The 19,403-nt window shown below is 65.2% G+C and carries 16 protein-coding genes; 8 read left to right on the forward strand and 8 right to left on the reverse strand.

The window, feature by feature from the left end:
- Nucleotides 1-99: 99 nt before the first annotated feature.
- Nucleotides 100-531, reverse strand: coding sequence for an OsmC family protein (locus ASF98_RS12515; protein ID WP_055802168.1), 432 nt, complete (start codon nt 529-531; stop codon nt 100-102).
- A gap of 168 nt (nt 532-699) precedes the next feature.
- Between ASF98_RS12515 and ASF98_RS12520 the strand changes: the two genes are divergently transcribed.
- A complete protein-coding gene (locus ASF98_RS12520) occupies nt 700-1,053 on the forward strand; it encodes a VOC family protein (RefSeq protein ID WP_055802170.1) in 354 nt (117 codons plus the stop codon).
- Between the two features lie 119 nt (nt 1,054-1,172).
- On the opposite strand, the gene ASF98_RS12525 is transcribed toward ASF98_RS12520, so the two are convergent.
- From ASF98_RS12525 to ASF98_RS12540, 4 genes are all read right to left on the reverse strand, one after another.
- Complete coding sequence (locus ASF98_RS12525; protein WP_055802173.1) at nt 1,173-1,523, reverse strand: hypothetical protein; 351 nt, start codon at nt 1,521-1,523, stop codon at nt 1,173-1,175.
- Nucleotides 1,524-1,667: 144 nt separating this feature from the next.
- Nucleotides 1,668-3,410: a 2-oxoglutarate dehydrogenase, E2 component, dihydrolipoamide succinyltransferase gene (gene sucB / locus ASF98_RS12530; RefSeq protein ID WP_055802176.1), complete on the reverse strand. Its 1,743-nt coding sequence runs from the start codon at nt 3,408-3,410 to the stop codon at nt 1,668-1,670.
- Between the two features lie 114 nt (nt 3,411-3,524).
- A complete protein-coding gene (gene lpdA, locus ASF98_RS12535) occupies nt 3,525-4,907 on the reverse strand; it encodes a dihydrolipoyl dehydrogenase (protein ID WP_028270850.1) in 1,383 nt (460 codons plus the stop codon).
- A 274-nt stretch (nt 4,908-5,181) separates the two neighbouring features.
- A complete protein-coding gene (locus tag ASF98_RS12540) occupies nt 5,182-6,708 on the reverse strand; it encodes a leucyl aminopeptidase (RefSeq protein ID WP_055802178.1) in 1,527 nt (508 codons plus the stop codon).
- A gap of 319 nt (nt 6,709-7,027) precedes the next feature.
- On the opposite strand from ASF98_RS12540, the gene ASF98_RS12545 reads away from it, so the two are divergent.
- The 4 genes from ASF98_RS12545 (at nt 7,028) to ASF98_RS12560 (ending at nt 12,295) form a co-directional block, all read left to right on the forward strand.
- The gene (locus tag ASF98_RS12545) at nt 7,028-7,966 is read left to right on the forward strand and encodes a proteasome assembly chaperone family protein (RefSeq protein ID WP_055802180.1); all 939 of its coding nucleotides are present in this window, start codon (nt 7,028-7,030) and stop codon (nt 7,964-7,966) included.
- Between the two features lie 35 nt (nt 7,967-8,001).
- Nucleotides 8,002-9,333: an MFS transporter gene (locus ASF98_RS12550; protein WP_055802183.1), complete on the forward strand. Its 1,332-nt coding sequence runs from the start codon at nt 8,002-8,004 to the stop codon at nt 9,331-9,333.
- A gap of 98 nt (nt 9,334-9,431) precedes the next feature.
- Nucleotides 9,432-10,688: a DUF4192 family protein gene (locus ASF98_RS12555; RefSeq protein ID WP_055802186.1), complete on the forward strand. Its 1,257-nt coding sequence runs from the start codon at nt 9,432-9,434 to the stop codon at nt 10,686-10,688.
- A 305-nt stretch (nt 10,689-10,993) separates the two neighbouring features.
- Nucleotides 10,994-12,295, forward strand: a complete 1,302-nt coding sequence (locus ASF98_RS12560) for an RNA polymerase sigma factor (protein ID WP_028270845.1) — start codon at nt 10,994-10,996, stop codon at nt 12,293-12,295.
- Between the two features lie 135 nt (nt 12,296-12,430).
- On the opposite strand, the gene ASF98_RS12565 is transcribed toward ASF98_RS12560, so the two are convergent.
- On the reverse strand, nt 12,431-12,652 hold the full coding sequence (locus ASF98_RS12565; protein ID WP_028270844.1) for a DUF7455 domain-containing protein: 222 nt from the start codon (nt 12,650-12,652) through the stop codon (nt 12,431-12,433).
- A gap of 223 nt (nt 12,653-12,875) precedes the next feature.
- On the opposite strand from ASF98_RS12565, the gene ASF98_RS12570 reads away from it, so the two are divergent.
- A complete protein-coding gene (locus ASF98_RS12570) occupies nt 12,876-14,984 on the forward strand; it encodes a DNA gyrase/topoisomerase IV subunit B (RefSeq protein ID WP_055802189.1) in 2,109 nt (702 codons plus the stop codon).
- A 53-nt stretch (nt 14,985-15,037) separates the two neighbouring features.
- Here the strand turns inward: ASF98_RS12570 and ASF98_RS12575 are convergent, their stop codons facing one another.
- Nucleotides 15,038-16,066 carry a M56 family metallopeptidase gene (locus tag ASF98_RS12575; RefSeq protein WP_055802192.1) on the reverse strand — a complete coding sequence of 343 codons (1,029 nt, stop codon included), beginning with the start codon at nt 16,064-16,066 and terminating at the stop codon, nt 15,038-15,040.
- 6 nt (nt 16,067-16,072) lie between these two features.
- On the reverse strand, nt 16,073-16,459 hold the full coding sequence (locus ASF98_RS12580; RefSeq protein ID WP_028270841.1) for a BlaI/MecI/CopY family transcriptional regulator: 387 nt from the start codon (nt 16,457-16,459) through the stop codon (nt 16,073-16,075).
- Nucleotides 16,460-16,731: 272 nt separating this feature from the next.
- Here ASF98_RS12580 and ASF98_RS12585 point away from each other — a divergent pair, with 272 nt between their 5' ends.
- Nucleotides 16,732-18,333: a cytochrome ubiquinol oxidase subunit I gene (locus ASF98_RS12585; protein ID WP_055802195.1), complete on the forward strand. Its 1,602-nt coding sequence runs from the start codon at nt 16,732-16,734 to the stop codon at nt 18,331-18,333.
- 19 nt (nt 18,334-18,352) lie between these two features.
- The gene (gene cydB / locus ASF98_RS12590; protein ID WP_055802198.1) at nt 18,353-19,402 is read left to right on the forward strand and encodes a cytochrome d ubiquinol oxidase subunit II; all 1,050 of its coding nucleotides are present in this window, start codon (nt 18,353-18,355) and stop codon (nt 19,400-19,402) included.
- Nucleotide 19,403: the final 1 nt, after the last annotated feature.

Raw genomic sequence — 19,403 nt, forward strand, 5'->3', positions numbered from 1 at the left:
AAACGAAGGCCCCGCTCCTTCCTGGCAACAACCAGGAAGGAGCGGGGCCTTCGCCGTGCGGTGGTGCGGCATCCTTGGGAGCGGCCGCGTGCCTGCAGCCTAGGAAGCTGCGAGCGTGGCGTCCATGGTGATGTCGATGCTGGCCAGGGCACCCGAGACCGGGCAGCCGACCTTGGCTTCCCCGGCGATCTTCTGGAACTCTTCTTCCGAGATGCCCGGGACGGTGGCGTTCACCGTCAGGTGGCTCCCGGTGATCCCGGTGCCCGGCACGAAGGTAACATCTGCCTTGGTGTTGATTTCTTCAACGGTGAAGCCGGCCTGGCTCAACGCCAGGCTGAACGCCATGGAGAAGCAGGCCGAGTGCGCTGCGGCGATCAGCTCTTCGGGACTGGTCTTGCCTTCCGACTGTTCCGCTCGGGCCTTCCACGTAACGGCGTAGGTGCCCAGCCCGGAGCTGTCCAGCGTGGTGTTGCCGGACCCCTCGAACAGGTCGCCGTTCCATACGGTGTGCGCGGTGCGTGTTGCTGCCATATCCACTCCTCAGCTTAGATTCGATCCGGTCCGGGCTTCCGCCCAAACCTTCCGGATCAATCCTATGGATTCAGGACCTGCGGCGCACGGGGTGTCCGCTGTCAGAGGATTATGACCGTCTACACTGGCGCCATGGGAACTCAACGCCGAAGGGATCACACTGCCGTCATGACACCGCAGGCGAGGATCGCGGCCATCATGGTCAATGCCGGGAACGCGGAAGAGCTTGCGGCGTTTTGGGCTGCCCTGCTGGGAACCACGGTCTCCGCCCGCTTTGACCAGTTCGTCTGGCTCAAGCCGGCTGCTCCGGGAGCGCCGCAGCTGGCCTTCCAGGAGGTCCCTGACGCCACACCCGGCCGGCGGCGCCTGCACCTTGACCTCCATGGACCCGACCCGGAAGGGCTGCGGGCCCACGCCGAATCGCTCGGAGCCGTGTTTGTGGAAGGACACGACATCGGCGACTTCCACTGGGACGTGATGCATGACCCTGAAGGAAACGAATTCTGCATCGCCACCGACTGACTGGCAGACGGAATCCGCCACCGGCCCGCCGCTGACCGGCCACAACGACGACGGCGGCCCTCCCTGCCGGGGAGGGCCGCCGTCGTCGTTGGCGCAGCAGCGGTACTGCCGGAGTTGCGCTACTGCCAGAGAGTGGCGATAGCAACGTTCAGCAGCGCGAGGCCGCCCACGCTGTGGGCCAGTCCCTTGCTGATCGGCTCGTCCTTTTTGTATTTGCGGCGGCCCATGAACGCGACGACCGCGACGGCCAGCGCGATGGCGAACTTGATGCCGAGCTTGAAGTAGTTCGCCTCCATGTCCAGTGCGGGGATGAGCCCCATCATCACGATGCCCGTGATGATCTGCAGGGCTGCGCCGTCGAATTGGCGCGGATGCACCGTGGGCTTATTCATGTTGCCGATCCAGATGCCGACAATCATGGCTGCGCCGATGATATGGAGGAAGACCATGATGTGGTAGACGATAATCATGAGCCCAGTCTAGCCAGAGGATTCTACGCATCGTAGTAAGCCCCGCGGACCGAAACGGCGACGATTTGGTAAACAAAAACGACGGCGGTGCAGGCCGTCCGGTGGTTGCCCACCGGTGCATGTACCGCCGTCGTGTGCTGTTGTTTACAGCCCCAGGTCCGCCTCGAAGGCGCCGGCCTCAAGGCGGGCCTTGAGGGTCTGCAGGAAGCGCCCTGCGTCGGCGCCGTCCACCAGGCGGTGGTCGTACGTCAGGGAGAGGTACATCATGGAGCGGATGGCGATCGAGTCGTCGCCGTTTTCGTCGGTGACCACCACGGGGCGCTTGACGATCGCACCCGTACCGAGGATGCCCACCTGCGGCTGGTTGATGATCGGGGTGTCGAACAGTGCGCCGACAGACCCGATGTTGGTGATGCTGAACGTTCCGCCGGACAGCTCATCCGGGCCGATCTTGCCGTCGCGGGTGCGGCTCGCGACGTCCGCGATCTTGCCGGCCAGGCCGGCAAGGTTCAGGCTGCCGGCGTCGGAGATGACGGGAACCAGGAGGCCCTTGTCCGTGTCCACGGCGATCGCCAGGTGCTCGGCGTTGTGGTAAGTGATTTCCTGCTTGTCTTCGTCGTAGGCAGCGTTCACCTTCGGGTGCTGCTTCAGCGCTTCGGCGACGGCCTTGGCGATGAACGGCAGGAAGGTCAGCTTCACGCCGTTCTGGGCCTGGAAGGAGTTCTTGGCCTTGAGGCGCAGCTTGGCGATCTTGGTCATATCCACTTCGTGGACCTGCGTCAGCTGCGTGGAGACGTCCAGCGACTCCCGCATGCGGCGGGCGATGACCTGGCGGATGCGCGGTGCCTTCTGCACGGTGCCGCGCAGAGAGGACTCCGCACCTGAAGCCGGTGCAGCTGCTGCGGACGGTGCCTGGGCTGCGGCGGCCGGGGCAGCCTTGGCCTCGGCGGCAGCGATCACATCCTGCTTGCGGATGCGTCCACCAACTCCGGTGCCGGTCAGCGAGGCGATGTCCACGCCCTGCTGGTTGGCGAGCTTGCGGACCAGGGGAGTGACGTAGCCGGACTCGGCCGGTGCAGCAGATTCCGCAGCAGGTGCTGCCGGTGCCGGAGCTTCCTGCTTGGGCGCTGCCGGTGCTTCTTCCTTGGCAGGCGCTGCGGCCGGGGCCGCAGGTGCTGCTGCGGGAGCCTCGGCGGCGGGTGCTTCCTGCTTGGGAGCCGGGGCTGCCGGAGCGGCAGCCGGTGCGGCTGCGCCGGAGCCGATGACGGCAAGGACGGAGCCGACCTCGGCGGTCTCGTCCTCGTTGACCCGGATCTCCTGCAGGGTGCCGGCAACCGGCGACGGGATTTCGGTGTCCACCTTGTCGGTGGATACCTCCAGGAGCGGCTCGTCAACCTCGACGGAGTCGCCAACGGCCTTCAGCCAGCGGGTCACGGTGCCTTCGGTGACCGATTCGCCGAGCGCCGGAAGGGTTACTTCGTGGCTTTCACCGGAAGCGGCGGGGGCTGCTTCGGCGGCGGGGGCCTCAGCGGGGGCAGGCGCCTCCGTCGAGGGTGCTTCTTCGGCGGGTGCTTCTTCGGCTGCGGGGGCCTGCTCGGCCGGGGCGGCCTCGGCGGGGGCCGCTGCTTCGGATGCGCCGGCGGAACCCGAGCCGTCACCAATGCGGACGAGCGGAGCGCCGACTTCGGCGGTCTCATCTTCGGCGACGAGGATTTCCTCAATCACGCCAGCAATCGGAGAGGGGATTTCGGTGTCTACTTTGTCGGTGGAAACCTCGAGCAGCGGCTCGTCCACCTCTACCCGGTCACCTACCTGCTTGAGCCAGCGGGTGACGGTTCCTTCGGTGACACTCTCACCGAGGGCGGGCAAGTTAACGGATTCAGACATGTCGTCCCCGTTCTCCTTATTGATCTTTAGTGCGGATGATTGCTGCCGTGTTCGAGCTTAGTGCACCCTGCGGATCATGCCGGGTGCACTAAGCCCTGTGGTAAAGCGGAAGTACTAGCCGTGGAGGGCTTTGCCCGCGAGGGCAAGGTGGGCCTCGCCCAGGGCCTCGTTCTGGGTCGGGTGGGCGTGCAGCAGCTGTGCCACGTCCTCCGGGTAGGCTTCCCAGTTCACGATCAGCTGTGCTTCACCGATCTGCTCGCCCATGCGGGAACCGATCATGTGGACGCCCACCACGGGGCCGTCCTTCTGGCGGACCAGCTTGACGATGCCGCCGGTGCCCAGGATGGAGCTCTTGCCGTTGCCGGCGAGGTTGTATTCCTGGGTTTCCACCTGGTCGTCGCCGAACTTTTCCTTGGCAGCCTTCTCGGTGTAGCCGACGGTGGCGATTTCAGGCTCGGAGTAGGTGACCTTGGGGATGTTGACATCCTCGACGATGACTGGCTTGAGGCCTGCGATTTCCTCGGCCACGAAAATGCCCTGCTGGTAGCCGCGGTGGGCCAGCTGGACACCCGGGACGATGTCGCCCACGGCGTAGACGTTGCCGACGCCGGTGTGCAGGCGTTCGTTGGTGATGACGAATCCGCGGTCGATGGTGATGCCGGCTTCTTCGTAGCCCAGGTTGGCGGTGACCGGTCCGCGGCCTACTGCTACCAGGAGCAGGTCGGCTTCGAAGGTCTTGCCGTCAACGAGGGTGACCTTGACGCCGTCGTTGTTCTGCTCAACGCCCTGGAAGAACACGCCGGTGGAGAACTTGATGCCGCGCTTCTTGAACGCGCGCTCGAAGTTCTTGACGATCGCAGCGTCCTCGTTCGGAACCAGCGACGGCAGGCCTTCAACGATGGTGACGTCCACGCCGAAGGACTTCCAGACCGAAGCGAACTCGACGCCGATCACGCCGCCGCCCAGGATGATCGCGCTCTTGGGGATGTAATCCATGGTGAGGGCTTCGTCGGAGGTGATGACCTTGCCGCCGATTTCCAGGCCCGGCAGGGTGCGGGAGTAGGAACCCGTGGCGAGCACGATGTTCTTGCCCTTGTATGCAGTGCCGTTCACGACGACGGTGTCGGTGCCCTGCAGTTTGCCTTCGCCTTCGATGACGGTGATGCCCTTGGACTTGATCAGGCCCTGCAGGCCCTTGAACTTGCCGGCGATGATGCCGTCTTTGTAAGCGTTGACTGCGCTCATGTCGATGCTGTCCAGCGTCACGTTGACGCCGTACTTTGCGGAATCGCGTGCGTGGTCGGCGAGCTCGGCCGAGTGCAGGAGGGCCTTCGTGGGGATGCAGCCGTTGTGCAGGCAGGTGCCCCCGAGTTTCCCCTTCTCCACGAGGCCTACAGTGAGGCCCAGCTGAACGGCGCGGAGGGCCGTGGCGTATCCGCCGCTGCCACCGCCGAGTACCAGGATGTCGAATTCTTGCGCAGTTGCCTGATCGGCCACTTAGACGCTCCCTCGCGTGAACGATGACACGAGAGTACGCATCATCTGGTCTTGGAACTTGCTCTGCCGTGATTATGCCAGCAGGCCGGTTCTCTTGCATTTGTGACTACCGCAGTTCACCTTAGCGAACCACTTATCCATGCTCCACCTTGTCACGGCGTTTGTGGAGCGCTTGTGTCGAGTGTCACGCGGCTTTGTGGCGGACGGATCAGACCCGCCATAAAGCCCCGGACAGCCTCACCGACCCTGCGGACGGACGGTGAGGCGGAGCCGGTTACGAGGAGGCTGCCAGGACGTCCTCGACGTAGGCCACCAGGGTGCGCACGGTGCAGCCGGTGCCCTGCTTGGGGGTGTATCCGTAGGGGCTGCCGTTGTTAAAGGACGGACCGGCGATATCGATGTGGGCCCACGGGATCTGCTCGCCGTCCTTGCCCTTTCCGACGAATTCACGCAGGAACACGGCAGCGGTCATCATGCCGCCGTGGCGCTCACCGATGTTGGCCAGGTCTGCCACCTCGGAATCGATGCTGGCGCGGAGCTCTTCCGGCAGCGGCATCGGCCACACCAGCTCGCCGGCACGGTCGGCCGCGGCTTTGAGCGGTCCGGTGACACTGTCCGAGCCCATGACGCCGGCCGTCCTGTTGCCGAGGGCGATCAGTTGCGCGCCGGTGAGGGTGGCGACGTCGATGATGGCGTCCGGGTATTCCTGGCTGGCGGCCACGATGCCGTCGGCCATGACCAGCCGGCCTTCGGCATCCGTATTAAGGACCTCGACGGTTTTCCCGCCGAACATGGTGAGGACGTCCGCCGGGCGCTGCGCGGCGCCGGAGGGCATGTTTTCAGCAATGCACAGCCATGCGGTCACCTTAACGGGAAGGCCCAGGCCTGCGATTGCCAGCACGGTGTTAAGTACGACGGCGGCGCCCGCCATATCGCTCTTCATGTCACCCATGCCGAGGGCGGGCTTGATGGAAATTCCGCCGGTGTCGAAGGTGATGCCCTTGCCCACAAGGGCGATCTTGGCCGTTGCCTTGGACGGGGCGTATTCCACCTTGACCAGCCTGGGCTGCCGGGTGGATCCCTTTCCAACGCCCATGATCCCGCCAAAACCCTCCTTTTCGAGGCGCTTTTCGTCCCACACAGTGACCTTGACCGGCAGGCCCTTGGAGAGCTCCTTGGCGGCGTCGGCAAAGGACTCGGGGAACAGGTGGCTGGGGGGCTGGTTCACCAGCGAACGGGTCGCGTTGACCGCCTTCCCGATGAGGGCGGAACGCTCCAGCAGGGGCTGCAGGTCCTTGTCGGCGGCGAAATCCGTGAAGATGACGACGTTCTTCACCGGGTCCTTGCGGCCGTTGGCAGCTGAGCGGTATTCCGTGAACGAGTACGAACCCATGGCCGCGCCCTCGGCGACGGCAGCGACGTCGGCGAGGGATGCCGTCGGGAGCGCCAGCGTCACAGTGGTGAGTCCGGCAAGTTGGCGGACAGCGGACCCGGCCGCGCGGCGCAGCGCCTCTTCAGTCAGCTTTCCTCCGGCGCCGGGTTTGCCGATCCCAGCCAGCACCAGGACGGCGGCGCCGGCTTCCGGGAGCCCGGGCAGCCTGTGGACCTGGTCGGCCGCGCCGGTGAGGCCAAGAACCTTCAGGGACTCCGCGATTGCCTCGGCGGACTTGGCCGTCAGCGGGTTGTCCAGCAGTAAAGGACCGTCAGGACCCTGCGCCACTCCAATGACCAGCGCGTCCGTGGGCGACTTGTTAACGTCACGCGCAATGACGCTAAGTTTGATTTCAGTATTCTTGACCACGAGGATCAGTCCTCAATTCTCTGTGATTTTCGGCAGGATGCGCATGTTGGGCGCCCCGCCATGGAACAGGCCGTCGTCGGCTTGAGACGCAACCCGGTGTCTGCCAGGCCGTCCGTAGGGCCAGTTCCGATCGTAGTCTCTCCGTCCCGGTGGCGCTGAATTTGATGAGACCTGCGGCACATTGCCGCTGTGCACCCCGGATCCGGAATGCTTCGGGCGGCCGGTGCGTTGTAGAAAATATCCGGCGCATCTGCGCGGACCACCCCGCCCAAAGCGCTGCCGACCCCCGCCTCCGCCGCCACCTCGAAAGGAACACGCCGTGCTTGAACGGATTTCCGGCTCCCTGCTGGACCCCGACGCTCTCTTTGTGAGCAATGCCGAGCTGTTCGACGACCCGGGTCTCCGCGGGCTCAACCTGGTGATGGGCTTCACGGGATTCGCAGACGCCGGCCACGTGGTCAGGCAGATCACTACTGAGCTGCTGGACACCCTCGACTCTGAGATGGTGGCTGTGTTCGATGCCGACCAGCTCATCGACTACCGCTCGCGCCGCCCGCACGTCACTTTCGTGGAGGATCACCTCCAGGACTACCAGGCGCCCAGCCTGGCCCTCTACCGGCTGGTGGACGGACTGGGCAAACCCTTCCTGTTCCTGGCCGGCTTCGAGCCAGATCTCCAGTGGGAGCGGTTCGCCCGGGCCGTTGTCCGGATCGTGGAGCATCTCGACGTGAACCTGGTGACCTGGATCCACTCCATCCCGATGCCCGTTCCCCATACCCGGCCGGTGGGAGTCACCGTCCACGGCAACCGTCCCGAACTCATCGAGGGCATCTCGGTCTGGAAGCCCACGGTGGAAGTTCCCGCCGCGGTGGGCCACATCCTGGAACTGCGCCTCACCGAGGCTGGCCGCAATATTGCCGGCTACGTCATCCATGTCCCGCATTACCTCGCGGACGCCGAGTACCCCAACGCGGCCGTGGCCGGGCTTGAGTACCTTGGCGCAGCCACCTCGTTGATGCTTCCCACTGACCGCCTGCGGGAGGCCGGCCGCGAAGTCGGGCGCCAGATCGCCGAGCAGCTTGAGGCCTCCGAAGAAGTGCAGCAGGTGGTTTCGCGCCTGGAGACGCGTTATGACGAGAAGGCTGAGGGCACAGTCCGTCGCTCCCTGCTGGCTGATGAAAACGACGAACTGCCGAACGCCGACGCTCTCGGCGCAGCCGTGGAGGCGTATCTCGCCCGGGAAGAGCCCCGTCAATAAATAGGACTTATCCCGGCAGCGGGCATAATGGAGACGTGACTGCACCGCGCGCCTGGCTCATCTGGACCGTCGGAATTTTCGCGTATCTGGTTGCAGTCAGCCAACGCACGTCCTTTGGCGTGGTGGGCCTCGAAGCGACCGAGCGGTTCCATGCCACCGCAGCGGAGATCTCCTTCTTCACCGTGCTGCAGCTCCTGGTCTACGCCGGACTGCAGATCCCTGTCGGCGTCCTCGTTGACCGGCTCGGGTCACGGACAATGATCGCCGGGGGAGCCGTCCTCATGGGACTCGGCCAGCTTCAGCTTGCCTTCGCGGACAATATCCCGGGCGGCGTGCTGGGGCGGGTACTGGTGGGCGCCGGGGATGCCATGACGTTCATCTCGGTGATCCGGTTGATCCCGCTGTGGTTCGCCCCGGCCAGGGTGCCGCTGATCACGCAGCTGACAGGAATGTCGGGCCAGCTCGGCCAGCTCTTCAGCGTGGTCCCGTTCGCGATGATCCTCCATTCGGCCGGCTGGACCCCCGCATTCCTGACGCTCGCGGCCATGTCCGCGCTCGCCGTCGTACTGGTGCTCGCGGTGCTGAAGGACCAGCCGCCCGGGCACCCCCGGCCGGAAGCAGGCCAGGGCCTCAAGGCCACCGGCATTTCACTCTCCCGCGCCTGGCGCCAGCCCGGCACCCGGCTGGGGCTCTGGAGCCACTTCACTATCCAGTTCAGCGGCACGGTGTTCGCCATGACCTGGGGCTACCCGTTCCTGATCTCCGCCCAGGGACTCAGCGCCGGGACGGTGTCGGGCCTGATGGCCATCTACGTTGCCGCTGCCATCGCAGCGGGCCCGCTGATCGGCAGGTTCGTCTCCCGGCACCCGCTGCGCCGCTCCACTATGGTGCTCCTCATTGCGGCCACTACGGCGGCGGCCTGGGCCGCCGTGCTGCTCATGCCCGGCCGCTCTCCGCTGTGGATGCTCGCCGGGCTGGTGGTGGTGCTGGCCATCGGAGGGCCGGGATCCATGATCGGCTTCGACTTTGCCCGAACCTTTAATCCTGCCCACCGGATCGGAACCGCCACCGGAATCGTCAACGTCGGCGGATTCATTGCGGCGCTCGTGGCCATCTACCTCGTGGGCGTCGTGCTTGACGTGCTCCATGCCACCGGGTTCTCGCAGGGTGAGCTCTATGGCCTCGACCCGTTCCGGATCGCCCTGAGTGTCCAGTTCGTGCTGATAGGAATCGGTTCCGCGGCGATTATCTACACCCGGCGCAAGGTGCGGCGGCAGATGGCGGCCCAGGGCGTCGTTGTGCCGCCGCTGCTCAAAGCCCTCGCGCAGCAGCGCCGCCGCAACCTGGAACGCCGCCGCACGGAGTAGGGTGTCGGACGGAATGATGCCGACCGTTCCTCATAGGTTTTTCCACATGCGTTGAGATCTATCTTCCGGCGTCCAGCAGTCTCTTTCAGTCTGGATGCATGACACCTCCAGAACGACTGACCATCACCGGCCCAGAGGACATCCTGGGCTTCATTCCGCATTCCCTTGGCTACTGGCCGGCCAACAGCCTGGTGGCCATGACCATGCAGGGGAAGCGGCTGGGCGCCACCCTCCGCGTCGATCTCCCGGACCTTGACTCGGATCCGGGGCTGCTTCGGTTTGCCCGCACTGTTAGGGACTACCTTGAAGCGGACCACGACGCCGACGGCGCCCTCCTGGTGCTCTTCAGCGAGGAGGGATGGGCGGGCGGGTCGGGTAGTTGGCCCGGGGATGTTTCCGCCGGGGCGCCGTTGGAGGGGACACTGGCGAGGCTGCTGACAGCCCTGGAGGTCGAGCTGGAATTATCCGGGCTCCCGGTCCGCGACGCCTGGTACGTCGGCGAGGCCTTCTGGCGGAACGCGTACTGCTTCGATCCGGCCTGCTGTCCGTTTCCCGGCCGCTCCGTGGATGAGATCCGGGACAGCCGGCTCAACGCCGAGATGGTGTTCCGCGGGAGCAGCGTGGGCGAGGACCCCTCGTCCGCAGGCGGTGCCTTGCCCGCTGCGGCGGAGGCTGATGCTTGCGTGCTGGGATCGGAACAAAAGTGGGCCACTGAATTCGCTCCGCTCCGGGGCAGTGGCGCCCAGTTCGCCAAAATACTGGACGTCTGGGGGTGCGTGCTGGCCGATGGAGGGGAGGGGCACCTTCCGGCCGAGTTGGCCGGGTATCTCCGGGCCTCCCTGCGCATACCCCATTGGCGGGACGCCGTGCTGGTGATGAGCGCGGCGGGACGGCCGGCCGCGGAGCAGGGCGCCGAGGACTTCGGGATCTTCGCGCCGGACGCCGGCCTGCAGGTGGTGTCACCGCCCCCTGGCGCTTTGCCGGCAGTTGGACCGGCGGAAGATGCGTCGGACGATGGGACATTCCCGGTTCCCGGGTACGGTGATGTGCTGCTGGGGCTGGCACCGCCATCGCCCCGCTGGGACCGGATGAGGGCGCTGGAGCGCGTGCTGCAGCAGCTCGGCACGGCTGGCGGGGGAGAAGGCGGCGCTGCGTCGCTCACGGGACGGGGATGGATTGAGTGGTGCCGCGGCAGGGGTTCGTTCGCCCATGCGTTGCTGGACCAGGCCGTGACGGAGCACCCCGGATACCGGCTCGCGGAACTGCTCTCCGAACTGGTCAGCCGCGGGACCCTGTGCGGATGGGCCGGGCGCCGTGACGCAGCATGGCAGAAGTTTGAAACGGATGCGGCCTAGGGCGGGCCGCATTCGGATGACGCCGGGCAGGGAGAGGCCGGTTCGCCGAAACATTCGGGCCCGGGCGGCGGCACTGAGGGGCCGATTCGGAAAATCATGAGACAATGGATGCCGAGACCCGGTTGGGTCCGTGAATCAAGTGCATGTAGTGATGCCCGGAAACGGGAACATTACGGCCGCTCCGGCAGTTCTACTTAATGGCTCTGCTGGCCGCGATCGCACCTGATGTGAATCACGGACTTGACAGGGTCATAGTGGTGTTGCCCGTATGGTGATTCCACAGACCGCCGCTAGAAAGGTTTTCTGTGACCCCGTCTTCCGCCAAGAAGGAACCCGCCGACCAGGCCGAATTGTCCCCTGAGGAGAAGAAGGCGGCGACGAGCGCCAAGCGTGCCGCCACGCGCGCAGCCAACAAGGCTGCGGCTGCCGAGGGCGGCGCCCCGGCAAAGCCCGAGCCCAAGAAGCGCGGACCCAAGCCCGGCGCCAAGGCTGCCGCCGAGGCTGCCGGAAAGTCCGACGACGACGCAGAGGACGTTGAGCTGGACGAAGATCTGGACGACGTCAGTCCGGATCCGTCGGAGCTGAGCGAGGAAGAGGCCGCCAGCAAGACCGGTGCCGCAGCCACCGGCACAGGCTTTGTGTACTCCGACGCCGACGACGACGACGCCCCGGTCCAGCAGGTCATGTCGGCCGGCGCCACGGCCGACCCCGTCAAGGACTACCTGAAGCAGATCGGCAAGGTGGCCCTGCTGAACGCCGAGCAGGAAGTGGACCTTGCCCTCCGCATCGAGGCGGGCCTGTTCGCCGAAGAGAAGATCGCGGCGGACGACGGCTCCATGGATCCGAAACTCAAGCGCGAGCTCGAGTTCGTCATCCACGATGGCAAACGCGCCAAGAACCATCTGCTGGAGGCCAACCTCCGCCTCGTTGTTTCGCTCGCCAAGCGCTACACCGGCCGCGGCATGCTGTTCCTGGACCTTATCCAGGAAGGCAACCTGGGCCTCATCCGTGCGGTCGAGAAGTTCGACTACACCAAGGGCTTCAAGTTCTCCACGTACGCCACCTGGTGGATCCGCCAGGCCATCACGCGTGCCATGGCCGACCAGGCCCGCACCATCCGCATCCCGGTGCACATGGTGGAAGTCATCAACAAGCTGGCGCGCGTCCAGCGTCAGATGCTGCAGGATCTTGGGCGCGAACCTACGCCCGAGGAGCTGGCCCTCGAACTGGACATGACACCTGAGAAGGTCGTCGAAGTCCAGAAATACGGCCGCGAGCCCATCTCGCTGCACACCCCCCTGGGTGAGGACGGCGACTCGGAGTTCGGTGACCTCATCGAGGACTCGGAAGCCGTGGTTCCCGCCGACGCAGTCAGCTTCACGTTGCTGCAGGAGCAGTTGCACTCGGTGCTGGACACCCTGTCCGAGCGCGAAGCCGGCGTTGTGGCGATGCGGTTCGGCCTCACCGACGGACAGCCGAAGACTTTAGACGAAATCGGCAAGGTCTACGGGGTCACGCGCGAGCGTATCCGCCAGATCGAATCGAAGACGATGTCCAAGCTGCGGCACCCGTCCCGGTCCCAGGTCTTGCGCGACTACCTGGACTAAGAATACAGAAGCACACATAAGTAAGGCCCCGCCGGACGGCGGGGCCTTACTTATGTGTGGAGTTGAGCGGTGTCCAGGGACAAACGAACAGGGCCCCTCCGAAGCGGAGGAGCCCTGTTGCTGTCAGAGAGTTGCCTAGTCCACCGATACCGGCGGCTTCTCGTGAAGCCGGCCCGTCTCGTCGTGCCAGTCGGAGCTCAGCGGCTTAAGCGTCGCTTCGACTGCCCGCGCGTGGTGGCCGCAGAAGAGCAGCTCCCCGCCGGAGGACTCGAGAACAACCCGGACGTACGCCTGTGCTCCGCAACGATCGCACCGGTCCAGTGCGTTGAGCGTGCGGTCCGCAACTGCTGTTGTCATTTCGGCCTCCTTAGTAGATCTGTACATCTATATAACCAGCATTCGTAGCAAAACCATGACAAGGATGGATCACTTTCGCTGTGCGCGTATCACCATTCCGTAACGGGTACTGCCGGACGACGCCGATGTTGGAGTGGCTGGCAAGCGTCCCGGCGCGGGCCGACTAACCTAGGAAGAGCGTCAAAAGCCTTAGCTATTCCGTCACTGAAGGAGTTCACAACCCGTGGCACCAAGTTCTGATTACACTGCCCGGCACCTGTCTGTACTGGAAGGCCTCGAGGCCGTCCGCAAGCGCCCTGGCATGTACATCGGTTCCACCGACTCCCGCGGCCTGATGCACTGCCTGTGGGAAATCATCGACAACTCCGTCGACGAGGCCCTGGCCGGGTTCGGCCATGACATCCAGATCATCCTGCACGCCGACAACTCCGTGGAGATTCACGATGACGGCCGCGGCATCCCCATCGACGTTGAGCCCAAGACCGGACTGACCGGCGTCGAAGTTGTCTTTACCAAACTGCACGCGGGCGGCAAGTTCGGCGGCGGATCCTATACGGCGTCCGGCGGCCTGCACGGCGTCGGTGCCTCGGTGGTCAACGCGCTGTCTTCCCGCCTTGACGTGGAGGTGGACCGCGGCGGTAAGACGTACAAGATGTCCTTCCGGCGGGGCGAACCGGGGCGGTTCAAGGACCCGGGGACCAAACCCGATCCGGCGGCGACGTTCGAACCGTTCGTCAATGATTCGGTCCTTGACGTGGTGGGCAAGGCCAAACGCGGTGTCACCGGCACCCGGATCCGGTACTGGGCGGACCGCCAGATCTTCACCCCGGACGCCAAGTTCTCCTACGATGAACTGGCCGCCCGGGCCCGGCAGACATCCTTCCTGATACCGGGCCTAAAGCTGACCGTCCGCGACCAGCGGAGGCTTCCGGGCACTCCCGGCGAACTGGCCGGCCACGAGGAGGTCTTCCACCACGACGGCGGCATCTCCGAGTTCGTCGATTTTCTCGCCGCTGATCCGGCGGTCACGGACACCTGGCGGCTGCACGGTTCGGGCAAGTTCAAGGAAACCGTTCCGGTCCTGGACGAGCGTGGCCACAGCCAGCTCGCCGAAGTGGAACGCGACTGTGAAGTGGACGTGGCACTCCGGTGGGGAATCGGTTACGACAGCACCGTGCGCAGCTTTGTGAACATCATCTCCACCCCCAAGGGCGGGACGCACCAGTCCGGCTTCGAGCAGGCCCTGGTTAAGACTTTCCGCAAGGCCGTGGAAACGAATGCCCGCAAGCTCAAAGCCGGCAACGACAAGATCGAAAAGGACGACATCTTCGCGGGCCTGACCGCGGTGCTGACGGTACGCCTGGCCGAGCCGCAGTTCGAGGGCCAGACCAAGGAAATCCTCGGCACGTCAGCGGTCCGGGCCATCGTGGCACGGGTGGTGGAGAAGGAGATCAATGCCAAACTGAGCTCCGCCAACCGCAATGACAAGGCGCAGTCCGCGCTGCTCCTGGAAAAAATTGTCAGCGAGATGAAGTCCCGGATTTCCGCGCGCGTCCACAAGGAGACACAGCGCCGGAAGAACGCGCTGGAGACATCGTCGATGCCCACGAAACTGGCGGACTGCCGCACGGATGACGTGGCCCGCTCGGAACTGTTCATCGTGGAGGGAGACTCCGCGCTGGGAACTGCCAAACTGGCCCGCTCCTCGGACTTCCAGGCGCTCCTGCCCATCCGCGGCAAGATCCTCAACGTGCAGAAGGCCTCGGTGGGGGACATGCTGTCCAACGCCGAGTGTGCTGCGCTCATCCAGGTGGTGGGCGCAGGGTCCGGGCGAAGCTTCGACATCACGGCGGCACGCTACGGCAAAGTGATCCTGATGACGGATGCCGACGTGGACGGCGCCCACATCCGCACGCTGCTCCTCACGCTCTTCTTCCGCTACATGCGGCCAATGATCGATGAGGGCAGGGTGTTCGCCGCAGTGCCGCCGCTGCACCGCGTGGAGGTCATCAACGCCGGGCAGAAAGCCAACGAGATGATCTATACCTACTCCGAAGCTGAACTCCACGTGCTGCTGGCGCGGCTGGCCAAGGAGGGCAAGCGGTACAAGGAACCCATTCAGCGCTACAAGGGCCTCGGTGAAATGGACGCGGAACAGTTGGCGGAGACCACCATGGATCCGCGCCACCGGACCCTGCGCAAAGTGGGGATCGAAAACGCCAAGCAGGCAGAAGAGACCTTCGACCTGCTGATGGGCTCCGACGTCGCGCCGCGCAAGGACTTCATCATTGCCGGTGCTGCGAGCCTGGATCGGGAGCGGATCGACGCCTGAGTCCTGCGGCCGGGGAGCATCCGGCCGCCAAGGGCGGTATGCGGAAGGGGCGGTTAGCCGAGCAGCCCCGGGACAATCAGCAAGGCCGTGGGGACCGCCAGAAGTAGCAGGCAGCCCGCCAGGACCAAAGCCCGCAGCGGCGCCGGCAGCGGCTCCTGGGGGGACAGCAGCCGGCGGACCCGGGACACGGTGGTGCCGGCCGAACTCGCGCTGCCCGGCGAACCCTGGAGACCGGCGTCGATCATTCCGGCTGCGCTGATCCCGCCCGCGCCGGCGTCGCCGGACGGCAGGTCGGCGCCGTTGAACGCCACGCGGCCGCCGGGCACGCCGGCAGGACCGCTGGCAACAATGGCAATGGCCTTGATGAGGGTGGCCTTGCTCTCGGTCTTCAGGGCGACGTCGTCAGCAAGCATTTCGATCAGGGTGCTCACTGATTCCTGGGCAAGGCGGGTGGTGGGCAGCCAGGGGAGGGCCTGTCGCCAGGCCGCGAACGCCCACAACAGGAGGTGGTGGCGCTGGCTCAAATGGGCGTTCTCGTGGATGAGCACGGCGCGAAGTTCTGCCGGCTCCAACGCAGCCATCAAGCCGTCGCTCAGCACCGTGACAGACCGTGCGCCCCCCGGGAGGCAGTAGGCAACGGGGGAATCGTGGTTGATCACCACGGTTCCCGGGCCGTCGGTGGACGGCGACGCCAGGAGGGCAAGGAGTTCACGGTGGCGCCTGCGCTGCCGTTCGATCCGGTAGTAGGTCAGCAGCAGCGTAAAAACGAGGTGTGCGGTGAGGAGCGCCGCCGCCGACAGCGCGAAGAGATGCCAGAAGCCCAGCGCCGTGGTGGGGGCATTAAAAAGGACCATTCCGGCCAACCCGCGCAGGCCGGCCAGGAGGTTGTCACCGATCGGCTCGAGGCCGTAGACCAGCATGGCGCCGATCATGGACAGGCCGCCGGCCAGGGCGATTGCCTGCCAGAGCAGCATGGCCGTGAACGGTGACCGGGCCGGCCATTGCGCGCGCGAAAGAAGGATAGGCACCGGCCACGCCAGGACTATCGCCAGGACCGCCAGTAAGTATGAGGTCCAGAACATGCGCTGTTAGTTGTGGCCAAGCAGTTTGCGCAGTGTTTCGGCTTCACTTTCGGTGACGGAGCCAATAAAACGGGCCAGCACGGCTTCGCGGTCCGGCGCCGAGCCGAGGACCTCGTGCATGAGTTCGGCGGTGTGGTCCGCCCTGCTGGAGACAGCCTGGTAGCGGTGCGGGCGGGTGCCGCGTTCGCGTTCCACGAGCCCCTTCTTCTCCAGGCGTGAAAGCACGGTCAGGACGGTGGTTACGGCGAGATCCTTGCCCTCGTGGCCGGCCGTGCCGCCCTGGGCCTGGGTGCTCTGCGCCAGCAGGTCCCGCAGGGTGTTGGCGGTGGCCGCTTCCTGGCCTGCCCAGAGCAAATCCATCACTGCCCGTTCCAGTTCACCAAGACTTGCCATTCCGTACATCCTTCTTAACGTTCCGATCCGCGAAGCCGGGGCGGCCTTCGCGGAGCGTAGTTGAATACTTGGATCTAAATTTACCTCTTTTTGCAGTTTCTTTCTACATGAGGTAGAACAATCGGCGCGTCGCGCCCTTGCCAGCGGGTCCGGCCGGTGGAACTGTTGGTTACACTGCTCGCCGAAAGTGTTCTACACTCTGTAGAAGTTGGTCTTCTACGAAGCGTAGAAGACCTGGACTGATGAAAGCCTAGCCAAAAGTAGGGACTGCCTTGGACGCTTTGGAAATCGCACGCTGGCAATTCGGCATCACCACTGTGTACCACTTCATGATGGTCCCGCTGACCATCGGGCTGGGCCTCGTGGTGGCAGTCATCCAGACAATCTGGTACCGCACCGGCAAGCCCGAATACCTCCGCATGACCAAGTTCTGGGGGAAGCTGTTCCTCATCAACTTCATCATGGGCGTTGCCACCGGCATCGTGCAGGAGTTCCAGTTCGGGATGGCCTGGAGCGAATACAGCCGCTTCGTCGGCGACGTTTTCGGGGCGCCGCTGGCCCTCGAGGCACTCCTGGCCTTCTTCGTGGAGTCCACCTTCCTGGGGCTGTGGATCTTCGGGTGGAAGCAACTCAAGAGGGGCGTCCACCTGGCCTGCCTCTGGATTGCCGTGGTGGGCTCGGTGTTCTCCGCGTACTTCATCATCGTGGCCAACAGCTGGATGCAGCATCCCGTCGGTGTGGAAATGATCAACGGGCGCCCGGTCATGACTGACGCCTGGGCCGTCTTCACCAACAACACCGCCCTCGTGGCAGTCCCGCACACCCTCTTCGGCGCGCTGGCCGTGGCCGGCGGCTTCCTGCTGGGCATCGCCTGGTACCACCTGTGGCGCCGCCGCCATGACGGCATCGACACCATGGGCAAGGACGGCAAGGTCATCCCGGGCGAAGCGGACATTCCGGGCCGCGACAGGGCCGACTACAAGGTCTGGATCACCTCGCTCCGGATCGGCGCCGTCGTGGCCATGATTTCCTTCGCCGGAACAGCCCTCACCGGCGACCTGCAGGGCAAGCTCATGTTCGAACAGCAGCCCATGAAGATGGCCGCGGCCGAGGCTGCCTGCCACGACGGCACCGGCTTCTCCGTCCTCAGCGTCGGCAACGTCGGTTCAAAGAACTGCGACGAGATCGTGGCGGTGATCGAAGTTCCCGGGATCCTGTCCTTCCTGGCCAAGGGCGACTTCACCACCGAAGTGAAGGGCGTCAACAGCCTGCTGGACCAGTACAAGGCCGACTACGGAACGCACCTCCCGGACAACCCCATCTACGGTGACCGTGCCGGGCAGGAAATCGAGTACGTTCCGGTCATGGAAGTGACCTACTGGGGCTTCCGGATGATGATCGGCTTCGGCGGCCTCGCTGCCCTCGCTGCCCTCGTGGCGCTCTGGGCCACCCGCAAAGGCACCGTGCCGGCCTCCCGCGGACTGATGCGGCTCGCCGTCGTCGGCATCATGGCGCCGTTCGGTGCCAACGCGGCCGGCTGGATCTTCACCGAAATGGGACGCCAGCCCTTCGTGGTCGCGCCAAACCCGGACCCCAGCGGGATCGACCAGGTGTTTATGTTCACCGCTGCGGCCGTTTCACCGGGCGTTTCCGCAGGAGAACTGCTCACCTCCCTGGTGGTGCTGACGGCCGTGTACGCCGTGCTGCTGGTGGTGGAGGTGAAGCTGCTGGTGAAGTACATCCGCGGCGGCGTGGTTTCCGCAATGCCTGAACTCGCCCACGCCCCAGTCGGCGAAAACGAGGACGCCACACCGGGCCCCGGCGGCCCCGGCAAGCCCGGCGGCTCCGACGACGTCCTGGCATTCGCCTACTAAGCGCAGAGGAAATTCGACAATGGAACTGCTGCCCACCATCTGGTTCATCGCCATCGCGGTGTTGTGGACGGGATACCTCTTTCTCGAAGGGTTCGACCTCGGCGTCGGCATGCTGATGAAGCTCTTCGCCCGCAACAACACCGAGCGCCGCGTCCTGCTCAACACGATCGGCCCCGTCTGGGACGGTAATGAGGTCTGGCTCCTGACCGCCGGCGGCGCGACGTTCGCCGCCTTCCCGCTCTGGTACGCATCCCTGTTCTCTGCCCTCTACCTTCCCTTGCTGCTGGTCCTCGTTGCCCTCATCTTCCGTGCGGTGGCCTTCGAGTACCGCGGCAAGGTGGACACGGACAGCTGGCGCGCGGTGTGGGACTGGGCCATAGCGGCCGGATCCCTCGTGGCTGCGTTCGGCGTCGGCGCGGCGCTGGCGCTGACCACCACCGGGCTCCCGCTCAACGCCAATGGCGACCGCGAGGGTGGACCCTTCGCCTGGTTCAGCGGCTACGCCGTCCTGGGTGGGCTGGCCGTGGTGTGCTTCTCCCTGCTGCACGCGCTGGCCTTCCTCGCCCTGAAGACCGACGGCGATGTCAGGCACCGCGCCCGGAACTGGTTTGTCCGGCTGCTGCCGGTCCTCCTGCTCCCCATCGCCGGCTGGGCCATCAGCGTGCAGCTCCTCAGCGGCGAAGCCTGGACCATCGTGGCGGTTGCCGCGGCAGTGGTGGCCGCGGTGTTCGCCTGGCAGTTCGGCCGGAACGGACTCGAGGGGAAGGCATTCCTGTCGCTCGGGGTGTTCCTGCTCCTCGGCAGCGCGTCGATCTTCGGTGCGGCCTTCCCGGTGGTGCTTCCCTCCACCCTCAACGCGGACTTCAACCTGACCATTTCCAATGCCTCATCCTCCGACTACACCCTGGGGCTCATGACCATCGTGGCCTGCGTGGGCCTGCCCCTGGTGCTGGCCTACCAGGCCTGGACCTACTGGGTGTTCCGCCGCCGGGTCAGTGCCGCCCACATCCCGGAAGCCCACAGTTTCCTGCCTGCCATCGCCGCCAGGGCGCTGGCCCCCAAAGACTAGG

This window comes from Arthrobacter sp. Leaf337, assembly GCF_001423745.1.
Lineage (GTDB): Bacteria > Actinomycetota > Actinomycetes > Actinomycetales > Micrococcaceae > Arthrobacter.